The 22,147-nt window shown below is 63.8% G+C and carries 18 protein-coding genes and 3 pseudogenes; 9 read left to right on the top strand and 12 right to left on the bottom strand.

The annotated features are described in order from the left end of the window. The first annotated feature begins 93 nt into the window (after positions 1-93). From prfC to OKC30_RS06315, 3 genes and pseudogenes are all read left to right on the top strand, one after another. Entirely contained in the window at positions 94-1,683 is a 1,590-nt protein-coding gene (gene prfC, locus OKC30_RS06325) for a peptide chain release factor 3 (RefSeq protein WP_089503670.1), read from the top strand. A 385-nt stretch (positions 1,684-2,068) separates the two neighbouring features. Then, positions 2,069-2,406, top strand: a pseudogene (locus OKC30_RS21410) (nuclear transport factor 2 family protein). Positions 2,407-2,509: 103 nt separating this feature from the next. Next, positions 2,510-3,454: a bile acid:sodium symporter family protein gene (locus OKC30_RS06315; protein ID WP_041211045.1), complete on the top strand. Its 945-nt coding sequence runs from the start codon at positions 2,510-2,512 to the stop codon at positions 3,452-3,454. 56 nt (positions 3,455-3,510) lie between these two features. Here OKC30_RS06315 and OKC30_RS06310 read toward each other — a convergent pair whose 3' ends face one another. Together OKC30_RS06310 and OKC30_RS06305 are read right to left on the bottom strand one after the other, a co-directional pair. Beyond that, the gene (locus OKC30_RS06310; RefSeq protein ID WP_270809576.1) at positions 3,511-4,422 is read right to left on the bottom strand and encodes a MarR family transcriptional regulator; all 912 of its coding nucleotides are present in this window, start codon (positions 4,420-4,422) and stop codon (positions 3,511-3,513) included. Positions 4,423-4,614: 192 nt separating this feature from the next. Beyond that, complete coding sequence (locus tag OKC30_RS06305; RefSeq protein ID WP_039039415.1) at positions 4,615-5,652, bottom strand: alkene reductase; 1,038 nt, start codon at positions 5,650-5,652, stop codon at positions 4,615-4,617. 167 nt (positions 5,653-5,819) lie between these two features. Between OKC30_RS06305 and OKC30_RS06300 the strand changes: the two genes are divergently transcribed. Continuing rightward, positions 5,820-6,386 carry a TetR/AcrR family transcriptional regulator gene (locus OKC30_RS06300; protein ID WP_160838846.1) on the top strand — a complete coding sequence of 189 codons (567 nt, stop codon included), beginning with the start codon at positions 5,820-5,822 and terminating at the stop codon, positions 6,384-6,386. Positions 6,387-6,714: 328 nt separating this feature from the next. On the opposite strand, the gene OKC30_RS06295 is transcribed toward OKC30_RS06300, so the two are convergent. Beyond that, positions 6,715-7,050, bottom strand: coding sequence for an endonuclease domain-containing protein (locus OKC30_RS06295; protein WP_160838848.1), 336 nt, complete (start codon positions 7,048-7,050; stop codon positions 6,715-6,717). 469 nt (positions 7,051-7,519) lie between these two features. Next, positions 7,520-8,431 carry a LysR family transcriptional regulator gene (locus OKC30_RS06290; RefSeq protein WP_128345618.1) on the bottom strand — a complete coding sequence of 304 codons (912 nt, stop codon included), beginning with the start codon at positions 8,429-8,431 and terminating at the stop codon, positions 7,520-7,522. A 145-nt stretch (positions 8,432-8,576) separates the two neighbouring features. Here OKC30_RS06290 and aguA point away from each other — a divergent pair, with 145 nt between their 5' ends. The 3 genes and pseudogenes from aguA to OKC30_RS21500 form a co-directional block, all read left to right on the top strand. Further along, entirely contained in the window at positions 8,577-9,674 is a 1,098-nt protein-coding gene (aguA, locus tag OKC30_RS06285; protein WP_160838850.1) for an agmatine deiminase, read from the top strand. A gap of 136 nt (positions 9,675-9,810) precedes the next feature. Next, entirely contained in the window at positions 9,811-11,514 is a 1,704-nt protein-coding gene (locus tag OKC30_RS06280) for an amidase (protein WP_160838852.1), read from the top strand. A 246-nt stretch (positions 11,515-11,760) separates the two neighbouring features. After that, positions 11,761-11,841, top strand: a pseudogene (locus tag OKC30_RS21500) (subclass B2 metallo-beta-lactamase); the annotation flags it as partial. Positions 11,842-11,931: 90 nt separating this feature from the next. Here the strand turns inward: OKC30_RS21500 and OKC30_RS06275 are convergent. The 7 genes from OKC30_RS06275 to OKC30_RS06245 all read right to left on the bottom strand — a co-directional run bounded on the left by OKC30_RS06275 (position 11,932) and on the right by OKC30_RS06245 (position 19,228). Next, the gene (locus tag OKC30_RS06275; RefSeq protein ID WP_270666305.1) at positions 11,932-13,251 is read right to left on the bottom strand and encodes a ferredoxin reductase family protein; all 1,320 of its coding nucleotides are present in this window, start codon (positions 13,249-13,251) and stop codon (positions 11,932-11,934) included. A gap of 226 nt (positions 13,252-13,477) precedes the next feature. Beyond that, positions 13,478-14,740, bottom strand: a complete 1,263-nt coding sequence (locus tag OKC30_RS06270; RefSeq protein WP_160838974.1) for a DEAD/DEAH box helicase — start codon at positions 14,738-14,740, stop codon at positions 13,478-13,480. Between the two features lie 101 nt (positions 14,741-14,841). Beyond that, positions 14,842-16,317, bottom strand: coding sequence for a GGDEF domain-containing protein (locus OKC30_RS06265; RefSeq protein WP_160838972.1), 1,476 nt, complete (start codon positions 16,315-16,317; stop codon positions 14,842-14,844). A gap of 220 nt (positions 16,318-16,537) precedes the next feature. Beyond that, positions 16,538-17,191, bottom strand: coding sequence for a DUF799 domain-containing protein (locus tag OKC30_RS06260; RefSeq protein ID WP_042864384.1), 654 nt, complete (start codon positions 17,189-17,191; stop codon positions 16,538-16,540). Further along, the gene (locus OKC30_RS06255; protein ID WP_080989864.1) at positions 17,188-17,547 is read right to left on the bottom strand and encodes a DUF4810 domain-containing protein; all 360 of its coding nucleotides are present in this window, start codon (positions 17,545-17,547) and stop codon (positions 17,188-17,190) included. The genes OKC30_RS06260 and OKC30_RS06255 overlap by 4 nt, the downstream gene beginning before the upstream one ends. A gap of 11 nt (positions 17,548-17,558) precedes the next feature. Next, a complete protein-coding gene (locus tag OKC30_RS06250; protein ID WP_160838970.1) occupies positions 17,559-18,230 on the bottom strand; it encodes a CsgG/HfaB family protein in 672 nt (223 codons plus the stop codon). Positions 18,231-18,319: 89 nt separating this feature from the next. Next, positions 18,320-19,228: a LysR family transcriptional regulator gene (locus OKC30_RS06245; RefSeq protein WP_160838968.1), complete on the bottom strand. Its 909-nt coding sequence runs from the start codon at positions 19,226-19,228 to the stop codon at positions 18,320-18,322. 245 nt (positions 19,229-19,473) lie between these two features. On the opposite strand from OKC30_RS06245, the gene OKC30_RS06240 reads away from it, so the two are divergent. Beyond that, positions 19,474-20,700 (top strand): MFS transporter, encoded by a 1,227-nt coding sequence (locus tag OKC30_RS06240; protein WP_160838966.1) that lies wholly within the window; start codon positions 19,474-19,476, stop codon positions 20,698-20,700. Positions 20,701-20,708: 8 nt separating this feature from the next. On the opposite strand, the gene OKC30_RS06235 is transcribed toward OKC30_RS06240, so the two are convergent. Next, entirely contained in the window at positions 20,709-21,170 is a 462-nt protein-coding gene (locus tag OKC30_RS06235) for a hypothetical protein (RefSeq protein ID WP_160838964.1), read from the bottom strand. A gap of 150 nt (positions 21,171-21,320) precedes the next feature. Between OKC30_RS06235 and OKC30_RS06230 the strand changes: the two are divergent. Beyond that, positions 21,321-22,070: pseudogene (locus tag OKC30_RS06230) on the top strand (SAM hydrolase/SAM-dependent halogenase family protein); the annotation flags it as partial. Positions 22,071-22,147 lie beyond the last annotated feature (77 nt).

The raw sequence follows: 22,147 nt of genomic DNA, 5'->3' as shown, positions 1-22,147 counted from the left end.
CGCTGTTGCCTGCATGGGCGCCCTGATCCCGAGGTGCTGTCCCGCATTTATTCCCACGGTGGCCCATGCCGCCGCTCAATAGAAGAACGTCGAATTATGTCAGCTGAATTTCTGAGTGAAGTCTCCAAGAGACGCACTTTTGCGATCATCTCGCACCCGGATGCGGGTAAAACCACCATCACCGAAAAGGTCCTGCTGTTCGGACAGGCCATTCAGCGCGCCGGTACCGTCAAGGGCCGTGGCTCGGGCCAGCACGCCAAATCCGACTGGATGGAGATGGAGAAGCAGCGCGGTATCTCCATCACCACTTCCGTGATGCAGTTCCCCTACGCCGACTGCCTGGTCAACCTGCTCGATACCCCGGGTCACGAGGACTTCTCCGAAGATACCTACCGTACCCTCACGGCGGTCGACTGCTGCCTGATGGTCATCGACGCCGCCAAGGGTGTTGAAGACCGGACCCGCAAGCTGATGGAAGTGACCCGGCTGCGCGACACCCCCATCCTCACCTTCATGAACAAGCTGGACCGCGAAGTGCGCGATCCGATGGAGGTCATGGACGAGGTGGAGCGCGAGCTCAACATCATGTGCGCCCCCATCACCTGGCCCATCGGCTGTGGCAAATCTTTCAAGGGTGTCTATCACCTCTACAAGGACGAGACCTACCTGTATCAGAGCGGTCAGGGCCACACCATCCAGGAGAAGCGGGTGGTCAAGGGGTTGAACAACCCCGAGCTGGATGCCGCCATCGGCGACGATCTGGCGGCCCAGCTGCGTGGCGAGCTGGAGCTGGTGCAGGGCGCCTCTCCCGAGTTCGATCACGATGCCTTCATCGCCGGCGAGATGACCCCGGTCTTCTTCGGGACCGCCCTTGGCAACTTCGGTGTCGACCACATGCTGGACGGCCTGACCGACTGGGCGCCAGCCCCCATGCCGCGCAAGGCCGAGAGCCGCGAAGTGGTAGCCACCGAGGAGAAGTTCTCCGGTTTCGTGTTCAAGATCCAGGCGAACATGGACCCGAAACACCGCGACCGTATCGCCTTTATGCGTATCGTGTCAGGTACTTACAGCAAGGGCATGAAGATGCGCCACGTGCGCATCGGCAAGGACGTGAACATCTCCGACGCCGTCACCTTCATGGCCGGTGACCGTGAACAGGCGGTCGAGGCCTGTGCCGGCGACATCATCGGTCTGCACAACCACGGCACCATCCAGATCGGCGACACCTTCACCCAGGGTGAAGATCTCAAGTTCACCGGCATCCCGAACTTCGCACCGGAACTGTTCCGCCGCATCCGCCTGCGTGACCCCCTCAAGCAGAAGCAACTGCTCAAGGGGCTGGTGCAGCTCTCCGAAGAGGGGGCGGTGCAGGTGTTCCGTCCGCTCATCAGCAACGATCTCATCGTCGGTGCGGTCGGTGTGCTGCAGTTCGACGTGGTGGTCTCGCGCCTCAAGAGCGAGTACAACGTCGAGGCCATCTACGAGGCGGTCAACGTCGCCACCGCCCGCTGGGTGGAAGGGACCGACGTCAAGAAGTTCGAAGAGTTCAAGCGCAAGAACGAGGTCAACCTGGCCCTCGATGGCGGTGACAACCTCACCTACATCGCGCCGACCATGGTCAACCTGCGCCTGGCCCAGGAGCGTCACCCGGACGTTCACTTCCGCCAGACCCGCGAACACTGATCACCCCGCCCGCACCCAGCGGGTGGCTGATGACCAGAGAGACCCCGCTTCGGCGCAATGCTGTTCAGATAAGCACATTTTTGACTAATTATTCATAAATGCGACTTGAGTTGGGGGAGCAAGGCTGTTTCCAGTCGATGTTCCTTCAGCCTTTATCCAGCGTGGCTTGCAATAGAAAGAGGGAGGCATCATGCCTCCCTCATTTTTTAGCCCTGATACTACGTGGACTGGAACTCAAATTCTCTTAAGTGAACAGCATTGCCGCTTCGGCGGGGTTTTTTGTTATGGGGCGTTTCATTGGAAGGGGCGGCGATCCCCATCCGGGGCTTGATGAGTGAATAAAAATAAATGATAAGTGATTTAAATTTCATTCATGGAGAGAGGCATGTCCGTCACCCAACCCGTAGAGGCGCAGTTTGCCGCCTACAATGCCCACGATCTCGATGCCTTCGTGGCCTGCTTTGCCCCGGATTTCAAAGGCTATCGCATGCCGACCGAGACGCCGAGCACAGTCGGCAAGGGGCGCTGCGGGCCTTCTATGCACAACACAGATTCAACAACCCGCTGCTCAAGGCCGAGCTGCTGTCACGCACCGTCTTGGGCAACAAGGTGTTCGATCACGAGAAGATCCACGGCCTCTCCCCCGAGCCCATCGAGAGCGTGGCGGTGTTCGAGGTGAAGGAGGGTCTTATCCAGACCGCCTGGTTCTATTTCCCTTCCTGAGCGCCGCTACACGGGCCTGCCGGCGACAAAGCTGGTATAAGAGAAAGTTCCCTGCGGGCATCCTCCGGTCAGCCCGCGTCTGGACAATAACAAGGAGTACATCATGCTTGGACGCATCACCCACCTCTTCCCGCTTTGGGCCCTGCTGTTTTCCCTGCTGGCCTACTGGCAGCCCGAGCCCTTCGTCGGCCTCAAGGGCCAGATAGTGCCGCTGCTGACCATCATCATGCTGGCCATGGGGCTGACCCTCAAACCCCAGAACTTCCTCGACGTGGTGCGCAACAAGAAGGCCATCGGCCTCGGGCTGGTATTGCAGTTCAGCGTGATGCCGCTGGCCGCCCTGCTGGTCAGCCTGTTGCTGGGCTTTGATGCCGAGCTGACCGTGGGCATGGTGCTGGTGGGCAGCGTCGCCGGTGGCACCTCTTCCAACGTGATGTGCTATCTGGCCAAGGGCGATGTCGCTCTCTCCATCACCATGACAGCTCTCTCCACCCTGCTCGGGGTGCTCGTCACCCCCCTGCTGGTGCAGTTGCTGGCTGGCAAGAGCGTCGACGTGCCGGTGCTGGACATGCTGCTGAGCCTGGTGAAGATAGTGCTGATCCCCGTGGTGTTCGGGGTGGTTGCCAATGTCTTCCTCCACTCCCTGACGGCACGTATCGAGCCCGTGCTGCCGCTCGTCTCCATGGCTGCCATCGTCATGATCATCGCCATCGTGGTCGCCCTCAACGCAGGGCAGTTCGCCAGCATCGGCCCCATCGTGGCGCTGGCGGTGATTCTGCACAACGGCATCGGCATTGCGGCGGGCTACTGGGTCAGTCGCTGGCTGGGCTTTGAGGAGCGGATCTGCCGCACCGTGGCCTTCGAAGTGGGGTTGCAGAATTCTGGCCTCGCCACGGCGCTGGCCATGAAATTCTTCACTCCCGCCTCGGCCATGGCTGGCACCCTCTTCTCGGTCTGGCACAACCTGTCCGGCTCTCTGCTGGCCGGGGTCTGGGCCAAGCGGCCGCTTTCCCGGCCTGCTGGGACCCTGGAGCAGCGCGCTGGCTGATCAGGGGGCGAAAGATGAAACAACAAGGGGCCATGGGCCCCTTGTTGTTGTTTGAGCTAGTCGAGCGCCAGCACCATGCAGATCTCGCAGGCATCGTGGCCCGTGCAGCCAAGGGGCCCCGGCAGGTGTTCGAAGCCCAGGGATTCATAGAGGGCGGTGGCTTCCCGCAGCACGGCGGTGGTCTCCAGATAGCAGCGCTGGTAACCCAGGGCGCGAGCCTCGGCCAGCGCCTGCAACACCAGCCGCCGTCCCAGCCCCAGCCCTCGCAGGGCGAGCAGGAAGTACATCTTCTGCAGCTCGCACACATCCGCTGCCCCCGCCAGCGGCGCTATGCCACCCCCGCCGAGAATGGCGCCGTCCGGTCCCTCAATCACCCAGTAGCGGCTGTGCTCCCCCTGATAGGTCTCGTGGAGAAAATCGAGGTTGGGATCCGCCACCCCGTACCCCTTGTCGGCGGTGAGGCCGTATTCGGCGGAGACGGCGCGCACCACGGCGGCGATCCGGGGATTGTCGGCCGGGGTGATGGGGCGGATGACGAATCCCTGCTGGCGGCGGGCGCGGGAGAGGGCGCTGCGATAGAGCCGCATGCCCTCCCAGATCTGCTCGCACTCGGCGGGGGAGAGCTGGGCCAGGGCCCCCGCCATGGTCTCGTCCATCTGCCGGTGCAGCTCCTCAAGCTGTGCCTTGCCCGGCTCGGTGAGGCTCGCCTCCTTGCTGCGCCCGTCCGAGGGGTGGGGTTGCCAGGCGATCAACTCCCGCTCGGCGAGGCGGGCCAGGGGGCGGCTGGCGTTGGATTTGTCGATGCGAAGGCGCTCGGCAAGCTGCTGGTTGGTGGCGGGACCGTTCTCCAGCTCGATGAGCAGGTGGGCCTCCAGGGGGCTCAGGGCCAGCGAGCCGCACTGCTGGGAGAGCATACCGAGTTCGCGTACCAGTTCCCTCGACAGGGCACGCAGGGGGCGGGGATCCATGGGGTTGTCTCCTAGTGATGGTGTTTGGTTGTTGTACGCAACCAATAGCATCATTTGGTTGTTGGTGACAACCATTTGCGTGAAAAAGGGTGAAAGGCAGGCAGAAAAAAGGGCCCGGGAGGGGGCCCAAACATTGGAAACCCGCGCGGGGGCGCGGATCCCATCCTTGGTCAGGCAAGGCGCCGGCGAGGGTTAGACCAGCTCGGCCAGCATGGTGTCGGCATAGGGGGTCAGCGCCTCTCCCTGCTTCACCTTGGCGAGGTAGTCCGGGTTGGCGATGAGGGGGCGACCGATGGCGACGAGGTCGAAGCGGTCCGCCTCAATGGCCTCGAGCGCGGTCTCTGCGCTGTAGTTGCCCACTCCCACCAGGTGGCCGTCGTAGCGGGCACGCAGGTAGTCGGAGGCGCGGCCGTCCAGGTAGTCGAAGGTGAGGCTGTCATCGAAGATACCCAGGTGCAGATAGGCCAGAGTACGCTGGTTCAGCTCGGCCAGCAGGTGGTCGAACACGGCGCGATCCCGGGCATCCCCTTCCAGGTGCACATAGGCGCCGGGGGAGAGACGAAGGCCGGTGCGATCCCCGCCGATGCGGGCGGCGATGGCATCCACCACCTCGAGGGCGAAGCGGCTCATGTTCTCGGGGCTGCCGCCGTAGTTGTCGGTGCGCAGGTTGCTGGCGTGGTGCAGGAACTGATCGATGAGGTAGCCGTTGGCACCGTGGATCTCCACCCCGTCAAAGCCCGCCTCGATGGCGTTGGCGGCGGCCTGGGCGTAATCCTCGACCAGCTGGGCGATTTCGCTCCCGGTCAGGGCGCGGGGCACCTGATAGACCAGCTCGCGCATGCGCGGCACCGTGCCCTCATGGGCGACGGCGGAGGGGGCCAGCACTTCGGCGTGGTGGAAGAAGGGGTGGGAGAGACGGCCCACGTGCCACAGCTGGGCGAAGATCTTGCCGCCGTTGGCATGCACGGCGCTGGTCACTTTCTTCCAGCCGGCGATCTGTTCGGCGCTGTAGAGCCCAGGGGTATTGGGGTAGCCCTGCCCGTCCGGACGGATGATGGTGGCTTCGGAGATGATGAGGCCGATGTCGGCGCGGCGGCCGTAGTAGGCGGCCATCTGTTCGGTGGGCACCAGACCCGGGCCCGCCATGCAGCGGGTGAGGGGGGCCATCATGAAACGGTTCGCGAGGGTGAGGGTGTCGTTGAGGCGATAGGGCTGAAACAGGGTATTCATGATCGTCTGTCCTGAGGGAGTGGTTCTTGAACGGGCATTCAAGACGTTTTTTGGTTTGTGTGCAAGTATTTTTTGAGCAAGCATTCAACATGGATTGACGGGGGAGGCTGGGGTAAACTTGCCGCCCTGTTTTTTCCGTCCCGCGGGACCTTGCCACCGGAGACCCCATGCGCAGCGCCGAATACGATCGGGATGCCGTCTTGCGAAACGCCATGGAAGCCTTTCGCGCCAAAGGCTATGCCAAGACCACCATGCAGGAGCTGGTGGCCGCAACCGGCCTGCACCCGGGCAGCCTCTATGCCGCCTTTGGCAACAAGCGTGGCCTGCTGCTGGCGGCGGTCGATCACTATGTGGCAGAGAAGGGGGCCCTGCGCCGCCGCTGCCTGGCACAGCCCAGCCCGCTGGCGGGGCTGCACGCCTACCTCGAGCAGGTGGTGGACGATGCCCTGCAGGGCTCCTGCCTGCTGGTCCGCACCCTGATGGAGCTGGCAGAGCAGGACGAGGAGCTGCACCTTCGCTTCAAGGCCATCTATGGCGAGCTGGAACAGGATCTGGCCGGGCAGCTGGCCCTGGCAAAGGCGCAGGGAGAGCTGGCAAAAGAGGGGGACATCCCCACCCTGACCGCCTTCTTGCAGGTCCATATCCAGGGACTGGTCACCTTCGCCCAGTGCCACCCCGACCGCCCTCTGCTGGCCGGTGTCGTCGCCCGGATGATGAGCGCCCTGCGGGCGTGATGGCGAGGATGGAAACAACAAAGGCTCCCGCGGGAGCCTTTGTTGTTGCTGGGAATGCCCCTCGCAGCAGGGGTTTTGCCCCCTTCTCCCCTTGCGGGAGCCATGGTTGTTTCTGGGGGAGGTCGCACGCCGCTTGGTTGTTTGTTCCCTTCTCCCCTTGCGGGAGCCATGGCTGTTTCTGGGTGAGGCCACACGCCGCTGGGTTGTTTGTTCCCTTCTCCCCTTGCGGGAGCCATGGTTGTTGCTGGGGATGCCACACGCCGCTGGGTTGTTTGCTCCCTTCTCCCCTTGCGGGAGAAGGGTTGGGGATGAGGGGGAGGGCTCGTGCTCAGCGCAAAGAGAGCAAAAGAAGTTCCAGTACGGCCTCCATCCGACTCAATACATCGTTATTCCACACCCGGATCACCCGAAAGCCCTGCTGATTGAGGTAGGCCGTTCTTGCGCCATCATGTTGCCGTCCGGCCGGTTCGTTGTGCTGTGACCCGTCTACCTCGATGATCAACTTCTGCTCAAGCGAGATGAAATCGACAATGTAGGGCCCGATGGGCATCTGGCGACGGAATTTCACCCCGGCCAGACGGCAGTCGCGCAATTGCAGCCACAGTTTCTGTTCGGCAAGGGTGGCTTCTCGCCTCATGCGCCTGGCAAATGGGTGGGTTCTCATGGTGCCTATCCAGAGCTGTTTGACCCTATTAGATATAGCCATTCCCCGGTCTGGTGACTGAGTGGGTGGCGTCCCCTCACCCTGGCCCTCTCCCAGAGGGAGAGGGGACAGATCGAGTGACAGTTGTCATTTTGTTGGTCATCTCGGGGCCATCGTGGTGTGACATTGAACTGATGAACTGATGAACTGATGAACTGATGAACTGATGAACTGATGAACTGATGAACTGATGAATCGATAGGTCGATGTGCTGGTGGGATGTATTTCGCCCTAGCAGATAGGTTGTTTGCGATGCTGCCAGTGGCGCAGATCCGCTCCCTTCTCCCCTTGCGGGAGAAGGGTTGGGGATGAGGGGGGGAGTCACACGCCGTCGGGTTATTCAGGAGTCACCAGCTCTTTCATCAGATGCTTGAGCCACACCTGGGCCGGCTGCTGCGCATGCTGCTTTGGTATGCCAGATGCTGCGGGTTTACGCGGGGCTGACCAGATCCTTCATCAAGGCCTTCAACCAGATCAACGCCGGTTGCTGGGCGTGGACCGGGTGCCAGACGCAGTTGAGGTGATAGTCCGGCACGTCGTCCGGCAGGGGCAGGCTTTTCAGCGGCCAGTGGCTGGCGAGCAGCTCCGCCACCATGCTGGGCAGCACCAGCAGGTGATCGCTCTGGCTCACGATGGCGGCGGCGGACATATAGCTCTGGCTGTTGACCGAGATGGTGCGGCTATGGCCCAGGCTCTGCAAATAGCGGTCGAGGCTCGCTTCCGAGGTGCCGAGCGGTGAGTGGAACACATGGGGCATCTCGATTAGCTGGTCGAGGGTGATGCGCTCCTCCTCCAGCTCCAGGGTGGCGCGCACCAGCCCGGCCAGGGGTTCGGTGAGCCAGGTCTCCTTGCCCAGATACCCCGGCACCTGCATGTACTCGTCAAACCCCAGCACCAGGTCGATTTCGCCGCTCGCCAGCTCGGCTTCGGGCAGGGTATCGCGCAGGATGCGGATCTCGATGGTGACGCCCGGCGCCAGCTTCCTGAGGCGCTGGATAAGGGGCGGGATCAGCACGCACTCCACGTAATCCGTGGTGCAGAGCACGAAGCGGCGCTTCGACTGGCGCGGCGCGAACTCGTCCTCCTCCCAGAGCTGCTGCTCCAGCAGCCGCAGCGCCTGCTGCACCCCCAGATGCAGGCGCTGGGCCCGGGGAGTCGGCAACATCCCCTGGGGCGTGCGCACCAGCAGCGGGTCGCCGAGAAAGGCCCGCAACCGGCCGAGGGAGTGGCTCATGGCGGGCTGGCTGATAAAGAGTGACTCGGCGGCGCGGGTCACGCTCCCTTGCGTCATCAGAGCGTCAAAGGCGAGCAGCAGATTGAGGTCGAGCTGGTGCAGTTTCATGGGGGGATTATTCGCCGTGTTTATGGGACAATTAATCCTATTCATTTGATGGATGGGCGCGCAACTTCTTACACTGCGACCCACTCTTATTTTTTCAGGGTTCCCAGGCAAATCGGGGGCCTCAATCCATGCAAGGAGCCTTGCGATGAGCATCAAGACCATGAATTCCACGCCGGCCGCCGACGGCTTCACCATGCCCGCCGAGTGGGCTCACCAGCAGGCCGTCTGGATGATCTGGCCGTTCCGCCCGGACAACTGGCGGGAAGCCGGTCGCTTCGCCCAGGCCACCTTCGCCAAGGTGGCGGATGCCATCGGTGGCGCGACGCCGGTCTTTATGGGGGTGCCGGCCCAGTTTATGGAGCAGGCCCGTGGCATCATGCCCGCCCACGTTACCCTGGTGGAGATGGCCAGCGATGACTGCTGGGCCCGCGACACAGGCCCCACCGTGGTCACCAACGCCGCAGGCGAGTGCCGCGGGGTGGACTGGGGCTTCAACGCCTGGGGCGGCCACAAGGGTGGTCTCTACTACCCGTGGAACCAGGATGAAGAGGTCGCTGCCCGGATGCTGGAACAGCACGGCATGGATCGTTACGACGCACCGCTCATTCTGGAAGGGGGCTCCATCCATGTGGATGGCGAAGGCACCTGCCTGACCACCGCCGAGTGCCTGCTCAACGAAAACCGCAACCCGCACCTGACCAAAGAGCAGATCGAAGCTTACCTGCGCGACTATCTGGGCGTCACCAGCTTTATCTGGCTGGACGAAGGCGTCTACATGGATGAAACCGACGGCCACATCGACAACATGTGCTGCTTCGTGCGCCCGGGTGAAGTGGCCCTGCACTGGACCGACGACGAGAACGATCCCCAGTACGCCCGCTCCCTGGCTGCCCTCAAGGTGCTGGAAGCGGCGGTGGATGCCAAGGGTCGCAAGCTGAAAGTGTGGAAGCTGCCCCAGCCGGGCCCGCTCTACTGCACAGAGGAGGAGTCCGCCGGCGTCGAGAGCGGCAGCGGTGTGCCGCGTGAGGCAGAAGGCCGTCTGGCCGGTTCCTACGTGAACTTCCTCATCACCAACGATCGCATCGTCTACCCGCTGCTGGATGCCGCCACCGACGGCGAAGCCCAGCGCATTCTGGAAGAGATCTTCCCGGAGCATAAGGTCGTCGGCGTGCCGGCCCGGGAGATCCTGCTGGGGGGTGGCAATATCCACTGCATTACTCAGCAGATCCCCTCCGGCAAATAAGAACCTGTTCCAAGCCAGCCGAGGTTGGTATTCAAAACCCCACTCAGTGGGGTTTTATCCCTTGATGACGTGATGGTCGCAGGCGCCGATGCGGCGATCATCATGACAAACAGTCACCCTTTTACAGGAGATCCCCATGATCGAAGTGACCGAGGTTTCCATTGCCGAGCTGCGCGATGCGCTCGAATCAGGCCGCACCACCGCGGTCGAACTGGTCGAGGCCTATCAGGCCCGGATCGCCGCCTATGACGGCCCCGAGACAGCAACCCGCCTCAATGCCGTCGTGGTGCCCAACCCCGATGCCCTGAAAGAGGCCGAGGCTTCCGATGCGCGCCGCGCCCGTGGGGAAACCCTGGGGCCGCTCGACGGCATCCCCTACACCGCCAAGGACAGCTATCTGGTCAAGGGGCTGACCGCCGCCTCCGGCAGCCCGGCCTTCAAGGATCTGGTGGCCCAGCGCGATGCCTTTACCGTCGAGCGCCTGCGCGCCGCCGGCGCCATCTGCCTTGGCAAGACCAATATGCCGCCGATGGCCAATGGCGGCATGCAGCGCGGCGTCTATGGCCGTGCCGAGAGCCCCTACAACGCCGACTACCTGACCGCGCCCTTTGCCTCGGGCTCCTCCAACGGGGCCGGTACTGCCACCGCCGCGAGCTTCGCCGCCTTCGGCCTTGCCGAAGAGACCTGGTCGAGCGGCCGTGGCCCTGCGTCCAACAACGGCCTGTGTGCCTATACCCCGTCCCGGGGCGTGATTTCGGTGCGCGGCAACTGGCCCCTGACCCCGACCATGGACGTCGTCGTGCCCTATGCCCGCACCATGGCCGATCTGCTGGAAGTGCTGGATGTGGTGGTCGCCGACGATGCCGAGACTCGTGGTGATCTCTGGCGTATGCAGCCCTGGGTCAAGCTGCCCAAAGCCTCCGAAGTGCGTCCGGCTTCCTATCTGGAACTGGCTGCCAAGGCCGATGCCCTCAAGGGCAAGCGCCTCGGCGTGCCGCGCATGTTTATCAACAAGGATGAACTGGCGGGCACCAGCGACAATCCCGGCATCGGCGGCCCGACCGGTCAGCGCATCCATACCCGTCCGTCCGTGATTGCCCTCTGGGAAGAGGCGCGCAAGGCGCTGGAAGCCGCGGGCGCCGAGGTCATCGAAGTGGACTTCCCGCTGGTCTCCAACTGCGAAGGGGACAGACCCGGCGCGCCGACCGTGTTCAATCGCGGTATCGTGAGCCCGGAGTTTCTCAACGACGAGCTGTGGGAGCTCTCCGGCTGGGCGTTCGACGACTTCCTGCGCGCCAATGGCGATCCCAAGCTCAATAAGCTCGCCGATGTGGATGGCCCCCAGATCTTCCCCCACGATCCGGGTACCTTGCCGAACCGCGAGGGCGATCTGGCTGCGGGCATGGACGAGTACGTCAAGATGGCCAAGCGCGGTCTCAAGCGTTTCGACGAGATTGCCTCTGTGCCAGACGGCCTGCGTGGGCTGGAGCAGACCCGCAAGCTGGACCTGGAAGACTGGATGGACGGGCTCAAGCTCGACGCCGTGCTGTTCCCCACCGTCGCCGACGTCGCCCCGGCTGATGCGGATGTGAATCCGGCCTCCGCCGATATCGCCTGGAGCAACGGCATCTGGGTTGCCAACGGCAACCTCGCCATTCGCCATCTTGGCGTACCGACCGTCACCGTCCCCATGGGCGTCATGGCCGATATCGGCATGCCGGTGGGGCTGACCTTCGCCGGCCGCGCCTATGACGACAACAACCTGCTGCGCGTCGCCTCGGCCTTCGAGTCCACCGGCAGCAAGCGCCAGGTGCCGCCGCGGACGCCGCCGTTGGGGTGATTGCGGTTTGGTATAAATAATCTCGTCTTGCTCTGAGATAAAATTAAAAACCACCTGTCTTGGCAGGTGGTTTTATTTAAGGAAAGTGCGAACAAGTATCCCACGAACAAAAAATGAAAATTTTAGTCATTTAATATCAATGGGTTACCAGTAAATGCTCTTGTGCCATATGACTTATTCGCACCTTCCATAAATGGGCCCGGCTTGCCACAGGGTGGCGAGGGCCAACGAGAGGGGAGCAAGACGATGAAATCCTGGATCAAATACGGGTTGGCCGGGGCCTTGATACTGGTGGCGAGCTTCTGGGGCGGCAGCGTGCGGGCGGCGGGGGCGTGGCCCGCTCAAGGGGGCCCGTGCCCGCCTGTCTCCCAGTTTCCCTAATATCAGGCCAATGACTGAACGCGCCGGGCTGATCTGTCAACGGAAGCGGAACAGCTCCCGGTGCAGCGGGGCGGCCAGATGGGCATCCAGGGTCTGGGCCATGGGTTCGGGGCCGCAGAACCACACCGGGGTGTGCTGGCGTTTGCCCAGGGCGGCGAGATCCAGTCGGCCGCGCTCGGATTCCAGGTGCAATTGGTACTCGACCCCGGCCCGGCGGCACAGCTCGGCCAGCCGACTGTGATAGGGGGCGGCCTCGGCGGTGGGGGCGCATTGCAGCAAGGTGGTGCCCGGGCGAGTCTCGCCACGGCGTACCAGGGCCTCCAGCCAGGCGACGAAGGGGGTGATGCCGATACCGGCGCCCACCCAGAGCGCGGGGGCCGGATCCGGCAGGGCGAAGGCGCCATAGGGGCCGGTCACGATCACCGCATTCCCCACCTTGAGGTGGCGGTGCAGCCAGCGGGTGTGATCCCCGAGGGCGCGTACCGCCAGGGTGAGGGTGCGGCAGTCTGCCGAGACATCGACCAGGGTGTAGGGGTGGGGCTCGCCGCGCCCGGCAAAGTCGAAGAAGGCGAACTGCCCCGGGCGGTAGCCAGTAATGGGAGAGGCCAGGGTGACCCTGATCTCCAGGGTGCACTCGTCCAGAGGGGTGAGGGCGCTGACTGCCCCTTGGCGGCGTGCGTCCCGTCCCACCCGGCCAAACAGGGAGTAGAGCGCCCCCAGAGCCCCCAGCCCGCCGCCGATAAGCAGGGTCAGGCCGACCGGGGTCAGGGCGCCGATGCGCGGCAGCAGGCAGAGCCCGTGCAGCCAGCCCATCAGATAGATGACCGGAGCCAGCCGGTGAACCACCTTGAAGCGCTCGTAGCGCACCACCGCCAGCAGGCTTACCACCACCAGCGCCAGCAGCAGATAGAAACTCCATTCCCCCAGGGTATTGCCGAGTTCGTGCCACAGGGCATCGTTACCAGCACCAGCACCAGCACCAGCACCAGCACCAGCACCAGCACCGCGGCGCGCCGGCCGGGTCAGCCAGTCGGCGGCGACAGCCCACTTGGGGGCTTCCACCAGCAGCCAGTGGGCCACCAGGGTGCCGGTGGCCCAGAGGGCGCTGCTGCGGTGCAGGTGCAACATGCGATCCAGCCCGCCGCACCAGGCTTCGAGCCTGGGCAGGCGCAGGGCGAGCAGCAAAGAGAGGGTCATGGCGCCAAGGCCAATCAGACCGGTCAGGATCAGCAGTTCGTGGCGCCAGGGCCAGAGACCGGCGGGCCACTGGGTGAGGCCAGCGAGCCAGAGCAGGGTGAGGGTCAGGGGCAGGGCCCAGACGAGGGATGCGGGTTTCATGATGTCCTCCTTGTCCATGCCTCCATTGCACGCCTGCTTTGTGGCGAAAGTGTGCCCCCTGACTACCTCTTTTGTAGCAGAGTATGGCAAAGGGTCGCCGGGTCAGGGCAAGCGGACTGAGGAGGAGGGCGTTGAGAAAAACAAGGGGGAGAGGCAGGAAAGCGGTTGGCGTCACCCCACAGGCCAGGGTCTGGAGAGTGGTGATGCTGGGGCAGGCGCATGGCTGTCCCAGCAAACAGTCGTGTCAGGATGTTCGTCCCTTGCCGCCCTTGCCGCCCTTGTTGCCCGCGAGGGCCTGCTTTCTGGCCTTCTGCTTCTGGGCGCCCTTGCTGGCGCGGCGCGGCTCGGGGTCGAAGCGGGTGAGATCCGGTTCAAAGCCCGGGAACCACTGCTGGGGCAAGCGGGTATCGAGCACAGCTTCGACTTTTTCCAGCAGGGGGGCGTCTTCCGGGCTGAACAGGGTGATAGCGAGCCCCTTGTTGCCGGCGCGGCCGGTGCGCCCGATGCGGTGGACGTAATCCTCGGGCTGATGGGGGAACTCCAGATTGATCACATGGTTGAGATCGCTGATATCGAGGCCGCGAGCCGCCACGTCGGTGGCCACCAGCGCCTGCAAGGTGCCGGCGCGAAACGCCAGCAGCACGTTTTCCCGCGCGCTCTGTGACAGATCTCCGTGGAAGGCCAGCGCATTGATGCCCCCCTTGCCAAGCTGCTGGGCCAATTTGTCGGCCCCCTGGCGAGTGCGGCTGAAGATCAGCGCCGGTGCCCAGCCCTTCACGGTCAGCATGTGTTGGACCAGTGCCACCTTGCGATCGCTGTCCACCGCATAGACCCGCTGCTCCACCTCGGCCGCCGTGGTGTTGCGCGGTGCCATTTCCACCAGCGCCGGGTCGCGCAGCAGCACCTTGCAGAGGGCAAAGAGGTTGTCGTCGCAGGTGGCCGAAAACAGCAGGGTCTGGCGATCCGCCGGGATTTGCTTCAGTAGCGCCTTGATCTCGTCCATAAAGCCCATGTCGAGCATCCGGTCCGCCTCGTCAAACACCAGATGACGCAGTTCGGCCAGCGTGAGCGCCCCCTGGCGCAGGTGATCGAGCAGGCGGCCCGGGGTGGCGATGAGGATATCCACCCCGGCGTTCAGCGCCTCCACCTGTGCGGCGATGCTCACCCCGCCGTAGACCAGCGTGCTGGTGAGGTCGGTGCCTCTGGCGTAGCGTGTGACGCTCTCGGCAACCTGCACCGCCAGCTCGCGGGTCGGCACCAGCACCAGGGCGCGAATGGGGCGAGGGCCATCGCTCGTCGGGTGTTGCAGCAACTGCTCCAGCAGCGGCAGCACGAAGGCGGCGGTCTTGCCGGTGCCGGTCTGGGCACCCGCCATCAGATCCCGCCCCGCGAGGATCAGGGGGATGGCGCTGGCCTGCACCGGGGTGGGGGCGGCGTAGCCGAGCTCGGTCAGGGTTTGCTGCAAGCGGGGGGAGAGGGCCAGTTCGGCGAAGGAGGCAATGGACATAGGGCACCAGTATGGGGTTATCCCGCCCCGTGGCCGGGACGGAAACAATCAGCGTGGCGGGATGGTAACAGATAGCAGGGGAGCGGCAGAAGCCGGGGCGCTCAGGGGGATGAATCGGCGCCCGGATCGCGGACAAGGCGGATGGTCTGCCCCTGGTAATAGGCGATATTGCGCTTGCCGTGCTGCTTGACGTGATAGAGCAGGTCGTCGGCCAGTTGCACCGCCTCGGCCACCGTCAGGTAATCGCGAATGCGGGTCACTCCGGCGGAGAAGGTGATGGGGGCGGGCAGCTCGGGGATGCGCAATGGCCGCTCCAGCAGGCGGGCGGCGGAGTGATGCATCATGTTGTCATCGTCCATCCCCTTGAACAGCACGATGAACTCTTCCCCGCCCCAGCGAATGGCGACATCGCCCTTGCGGATATTGGTCTTGAGGTGATTGGCGAAGGCGACGAGCGCCAGGTCACCAACCCCGTGACCATGGGTGTCGTTGACGGACTTGAAGTTGTCGATGTCGAGGATCATCAGGTAGTCGTGCTCCTGCAGCAGCGCCTCGTTCAGGATGTCACGGCGCGGCAGTCGGGTCAGGTGGTCGGTCTGGGCCAGGGTGCGCAGGCGGGTAACCAGGCTGCGCCCCGTCAGCATGATCAGCAGCAGGATGATGAGATAGAGCTTGAAGGCCGCCCCGTAGAGCACGGACCGGATGAAATCGCCGTAACTGTATGACCACTTGAGGTAGAGGTCGCTACCCGCCTTGGTGCGCATCAGCGGCGTACTCAGGCAGAGGTGGAACGGACGGCAGGGCTCGACCTCTTCGAAGGAGAGGACGGTCCGGGTCGGATTGAGGCTCTCGAAGGGGTGTAGCACCTCCTTGAACGCCCGGTCGACGGCGATGTCGATGCCCTTGAGTCCATAGCGGTAGTCCTTGATGGCGGGCTCGTAATAGACGAAGGGGAAGTAGAGGGTGATGGTATTCAGTCCGGTGAAGGTGTCGGTGTAGATCTCGGATACCCAGGTTTCATCCGTGCTGCAGGGGACATGGGTGGCCGCGAAAAAGGCGCAGCCGAAATAGTGGGTCCAGGGCTCGATGTCATTGAGGTCGGTGTTGATGGGCAACAACTGGCTCGGCAGCATCCCCTTGCTGGCGACCATGCCAAGCATGCGGCGATCATCATAGAAGGCGTAGAGGTTGAGGACCTCGGGGTTGGAGATGACGTACTGGTAGGCGAGGAGCATCTGGTTGGCCGGGGGCAACACGGGAATGACCGCCAGGCGCTTCAGGGTGGGGAGATCATAGCCATAGGCATAGGCCGTCGCATCCCCGTTCTCGCTGAAGATGGGCATCTTGATGCTGCTGTTGTCGATGAAGGCGGCCAGTTTCTCTGGCGCCAGGATGCGAGCCCGCTGATAGAACACCTCGAACAGGTTGGGCTGCTTGGCGGTGATGAGCGCCATGTCGTGCCTGATGACGAAGTAGGTGTAGTTGCACACCAATCCGAGCCCCATCAGGGCCAGGCAGAGCCAGCCAAGCCGGGTGAGCCATCGACGGGGGAGGAAACGCAGCAGTGAGGCGGCCATGGCGTGAACGCTCCCGTGGTGACAGAGGCCTTTTTTGTAACTGATTTTGCCGGGCATCACCAGATGAAGTTGGTGGGGCGCCATGGGGTGTGCACAAAAATGAGCCAGCAATATCAAAAAGATAGACGATAAGATCGCATTCGATGGTGGGCGGGGAAAAGGGGGGGGGGCTGAAACAAGAGGGCATGGCGCCCTCTTGTGTGGAGTGAGACGACGCGCCTTAGCGAGCCTGGTATTTCGGCGAGCGGGGGCCAGGGAGGATGCCGTTGGGCATGTCGGCACTGAGCAGCCTGACGCTGGTGATGCCGGCGATTTCATGGCCCTTGTCGGTCAGGGTGTTGGCAATCTGATTGACCACCGCCACCACCAGCATGCCGATGAGGCCGCCCCCCGAATTGCCCTGCTGCTCGGCACTGCTGGCGCTGGCACTGCCTTCCCACAGCAGCTTGCCGGTGCGCAGATCCACCAGGCGGGCACTGGCGGTGACCACTGTCTCGCTGGAGATGACCAGATAGCTGGTGCCGTACTCCTTGATGTCGAGGTAGAGGGCGGTATCGGCACCGTAGATCTCGTGGAGCTTCTTGATGGGCAGCGCCTGGATGTCGGCGGGCTCGGTCACGCCGTTCTGCCGGAACGTCTCGTTGGTGACCGCCACCGGCAGCACGTAATAGCCGGACTCGGCGAGCGGATAGGTGATCTGGGATTGCAGGCTGGGGCCCGCCTTGATGTCCGGCGAGTGATTCACCGGCGGCAGCACCAGAATGGAGGTCGGTTTGCTCTCCTTGAAGTTGCTGTAGTCGTAGCCGGGGCCCTGTGCACAGCCGCCCAGGAGGAGGGCGCCCAGCGTGAGGGCAAGGAGGGTGCGCAGGGTCATTGGGTCTCTCCCTTCTTGCTGGACATCAGGAAGTTCATGAAGGGGGCCGATTCGGGGAAGAGGCGCTTCTCGGTTTCGAACTGCTCGCGAGTCTGGGCATCCTTGCCGAGCTGGGCGTACAGCATGCCGAGGTGAGCGTGAAAGCCCGGTGGCACAGCCTGCCCCTTGGCGCTCGCTTCTTGCTGGTTTTTCTCCAGCGCATCGATCTGCGCTTCGACCCCGGTGTCGTCACCCTGCATGTGCTGGTAAACCACTCCCTGATATTGATCCCAGTTGTAGAGCGTCTGCGGCCCCTGGGCGCAGGCGCTCAGCAGCAGGCCGCTGACCAGCAGTAGAGAAGGACGGAACAGCGTCATCTCGTCTCTCCTCATTGGGCCGGGCGCCAGGCACCGGTCTCGATGCCGTTCACCAGATTGTTGACGGCCTCGCGGATGGCGAGATCCAGCACCTTGCCGTTCAGGGTGGAGTCGTAGCTGGCGGTGCCGCCGAAGCCGACGATCTCGCGGTTGGAGAGTTCGTACTCCCCGGCACCCTGGGAAGAGAAGACCACTTCCGAGGTGGTGACGTTGACGATGTTCAGGTTGACCTTGGCATAGGCGATCTGTGACTTGCCGCGACCCAGGATGCCAAACAGCTGATGATCGCCGACTTCCTTGCGACCAAACTCGGTGACGTCGCCGGTGACCACGTAGTCGGCGCCCTTGAGTTGCTGGGCCTGTTGCTTGATCCCGGCTTCGGCCTGGATCTCCGCCATGTTGTCGCGATCCAGTACGCTGAAGCGGCCGGTCTGTTGCAGGTGGGTGATCAGCACGGTTTTCGCCTGGCTGCCCAGCCGGTCCACGCCGTCGGAGAAGATGCCACGCATGTAGCTGGAACGGTTGTCGAACTTGCCGACGGCGATGGGGCTGCGTGCGCCCTGATAGTGGCTCTGATAGGAGGCAACCTTGGGTACCTCCAGGGTGTGCGACGACTCGCTCGCACAGGCTGTCAGCAAGCCCGCCATCAGGATGACACTGGATGAAACAACAAACTTCTTCATGTAAGGCCCCGTTATCAAAGGAAAAAACAGCGGCGGACTCTAACATGGTTCGTTGCGAAGAAAGTGCCCCGTATGGGGGGCATACCCGCTCAATCCCTGTGCGTTTGACAGGGGGTGGCGGGTGACCGGGTCTGTTGCAGGGGCTGGAACACCTCCTCCAGGGCTGCCACCAGGGCGCGCATTCGGCCCGTCTTCTGCACATCCGGGTGCAGCACCATCCAGATGTCGATGGGATCGTGCTGGTCAGGCAGCAGGCGCACCAGGGCGGGGTCTTCTTCGGCGAGGAAGGTGGAGAGCAGGACAATGCCGAGCCCCTGCCGGGCGGCGGCCATCAGGACTAGCTGGGCATTGCTCTGCAGGACCACGTTGGGCTCGTGGAGCGGTTCGCCGCATAGACTCAGCCAGTGACGGGCTACCAGCTCTTTGGGAAAGAGCAGCAGGTCGTGCTCTTGCAGTGCCTGACCCGAGCGGGGCGTGCCCCGCCTGGCCAGGTAGTCGGGAGAGGCGTAGAGCCCCATCTTGATGGTGGCGAGCCGTTTGACCACGAGATCTCCCTGCTCGGGGCGCACGCTGCGAATGGCGAGATCCGCCTCCTGATTGGGGATGTCGCTCACGCTGACGGCGGTCAGCAACTTGAGGCGGATGCCGGGGTGGCGCTGGCGCAGCAGGCTGAAGGCCGGCAGCACGAAGCCCTGGGCCAGGGTATCCGTGGTGGCGATGCAAAGCTCCCCTTCCAGCTCCCCCAGGCTCGCGGTGCGCATCATGGCCAGGGCCGCCTGCGCCATGGCCTCGGCCTGGGGCAGCAGCGCTTCCCCCAGGGGGCTGGGGCGATAGTGTCTGGGGGTGCGGATAAACAGCTTGGCCCCCAGCTGCTGCTCGAGCAGGGTGATCCGTCGCCCGACGGTGGCCTGATCCACCCCGAGCTCGAGTCCGGCCTGCCGCAGGCTGCCCCGCCGTGCCAGGGCCAGGAAGAAGCGGGCATCGTCCCAGTTGATCATGCTTGCTCCTCACTCAAGCAGAACGCCCGATTGGCGCCGCAATATTAGATGCCAGCGGGGATGGCAGCACAAGGGGATAGACCGGGTCCGGTGCGTGCCTGCGGCTCCCCGGCCAAGGGCGCGTGCCACCCGACGTGATGCAGGATTGAGTCGGCGTGATGCAGAACTGCCGCAGTCCGGGGTGGGCGGGATCGCTATGATGTCGCTCCCGATTGCGGTTTCATTCGTCTGCCACTGGAGTGTCCATGTCTGTCTCAAGCGTCCCGGCTTGCGAGCCAGGTCAGGTTGTCCATTCTCGTCTGCGCTGGTTTCTCTCCCTCGCCCTGATGTCGGCCCTGCTCAACAGCAGCGTGCCTACCCCGCTCTATCCCCATTACCAGGCGGCGCTGGCTCTGAGCGATCTCGGCCTCAGCCTCATCTATGGCGGCTATGCGGGGGGCGTGCTCATCGCCTTGTTCGGGGTGGGCAACCTGGCAGGACGCGTGGCGGATCTGCGCACCCTGATCCTGCCTGCCCTGGTGGCGGTCGGGGGCGGGGCCCTGCTCTTCTCCCTGGCCGACAGCTTCTGGACCCTTTTGCTGGCGCGGGTCCTGGCCGGGATTGGCACGGGCACCCTGACCGGCGCCGCCAATGTGGCGCTGCTGCGTTTTGGCCCCAGGGATGGGGGCAAGCGGGCGGCGCTGAGCGCCACATTATCGTTCACCGCCGGGCTGGCCCTTGGCCCCGTGTTCAGCGGGCTGGCGCTGCAGCAGGATCTCTACCCGACCACGCTGCCGTTTTTGCTGATCCTGGGGATGGCGGCCTGCGCCATCGGGGGGCTGGTGTTGAGCTGGCCCAAAGGGGTGAGGGCGACGGAGGCCGCCCCGAGCGGGCAGGGGGGCGGATCCCTGGGGGAGGGGCTCAGGGCCACGGGGGCCGGGTTCTTCCTTTGCGCCCTGGCGCTCTTCACCGCCTGGGCGGTGGCGGCCAGTTTGCTGGCCATGGGTCCCAAGGTGGTGAGCGAGATGCTGGGCATGACGGATCTGGGGCTGTTCGGCTACCTCGTCGCGGCCTATTTGGTCTTCTCTGGGCTTTGCCAGCTCTGGGCCCGTCGCCTCGATGCCCGCCATACCCTGCAAAGCGGCGTGCTGGCCCTGGCGCTGTGCGTGCTGCTCTTTGCCGGGGCCGTTCACGGCCTGCCCAGCTGGCTGGCGGGACTCGGGCTGCTGGTGGCGGGCTATGCCCAGGGGGCCGTGTTCGTGGGCAGTGCGACCCTGATCAATCGCATCGCGCCCCCGGCCAGCCACGCGCGGCTGCTCTCCCTCTTCTATGTGATCGCCTATGTGGCGAACTGGGTACCCGTGTTGCTGGGCTGGGTGAGCGACGGGGCCGGCCTTGGGGTCGCGCTGGATCTGCTCTTCGTCGGCAGCACCCTGACAAGCCTCTGGTTGGCGTGGGCGGTGTCTCGGCGGCGCTTCGAACCCGCTGTGTGACAGGGGGATCACCCATCGACCAGGACGACGCTCCCGGCATCCAGGTGGTGCATCCACTCCCGCAGGATCAGCAGGGCGGCGGCGATGCGCTTCTCCCTCGGCAACTGGGCCGAGGCCAGGGGATCCCCCTCCACCATGGCGGCAAGCTGGCCGAACAACCGCTCAATGTTTTCCCGGCTCTGCACCCGGTTGCCGAGCACCTCGGTCAGGGGCTCCGGGCTTTGCAGGTGCAGCACGGGGTGGGGCGGGATCCGTGCCGCGAGGGGCATCAGTACATCCTCCACTACCATGATGGCCTGCTCAAGCTCCAGGGGTGTCGGCGGATCCCGGCGAAAGGGTCCCGGGGTCAGGGCATCGAGCCCCAGTGTCAATGCAAATGTCTGGCTGGTGCCATCGGCCGCGGTGAGCGCGACCTGGCTTCGGGTATTGCCCAGGCTCAGCAAAATGGTGTCGTGATGCTCTCTGGTCATCTGATGTGCTCCCGGCGTTGGATGCCCCATGGATACACCCGCACAGGGCGGATTAGCGAGTCATTTCGCCCCCCATTCGGGCATCAGGGGTTGCAAAGATTCCCATGAGTGGCAATCTGGACGTCCAAACGTCTTTGAAGGAGCCCTGACATGGATATTCGTATCGTCCCCCGCGCCCTCGTGCTCGCCCTCTCTCTGGTGGGGGCGAGTGCCCTTGCCAACGAGGCTCTGGTGTTCCAGACCGACTTCGGTCTCAAGGATGGCGCCGTCTCGGCCATGAAGGGGGTCGCCTTCGGGGTGGACCGCACCCTGCCGCTCCATGACCTGACCCACGAGATCCCGGCCTACAACATCTGGGAAGCCTCCTACCGCCTCTATCAGACCCTGCAATACTGGCCCGCGGGTACCGTCTTCGTCAGCGTGGTGGACCCCGGTGTCGGCACCGAACGCAAGTCGGTGGTACTCAAGACCAGGAGCGGCCACTACATCGTCAGCCCGGACAACGGCACCCTGACCCTGGTGGCGGAGCACTTCGGCATTGAGGCGGTGCGCCAGATCGACGAGAAGACCAACCGCCTCAAGGGCTCCGAGAAGTCCTATACCTTCCACGGCCGCGACGTCTACGCCTACACCGGCGCGCGCCTTGCCTCCAGTGCCATCAGCTTCGAGCAGGTGGGGCCTCTGCTGCCCGCCGAGGTGGTGACCATCCCCTATCAGCCTGCGGTGGCCGAGCAAGACGGTACCCTCAAGGGCACCATTCCGATCCTGGACGTGCAGTACGGCAACGTCTGGACCAATATCGACGACAGCCTGCTGACCAAGGCGGGTATCCACAAAGGCGACAACGCCTGCATCAGGATCAGCGAAGGGGATGCGCTGAAATACGAGGGCAAGGCCCCCTCATGTACAGAACCTTAAGCGGCAAGCGAATTAATAATACCGTCTAACGTGTTGTTTTGCTTGGATTTTCTCTGCCT

It is taken from the genome of Aeromonas sp. QDB18, assembly GCF_027705325.1.
Classification (GTDB): domain Bacteria; phylum Pseudomonadota; class Gammaproteobacteria; order Enterobacterales; family Aeromonadaceae; genus Aeromonas; species Aeromonas caviae.
This window is presented reverse-complemented; position numbering and strand designations above follow the sequence as displayed.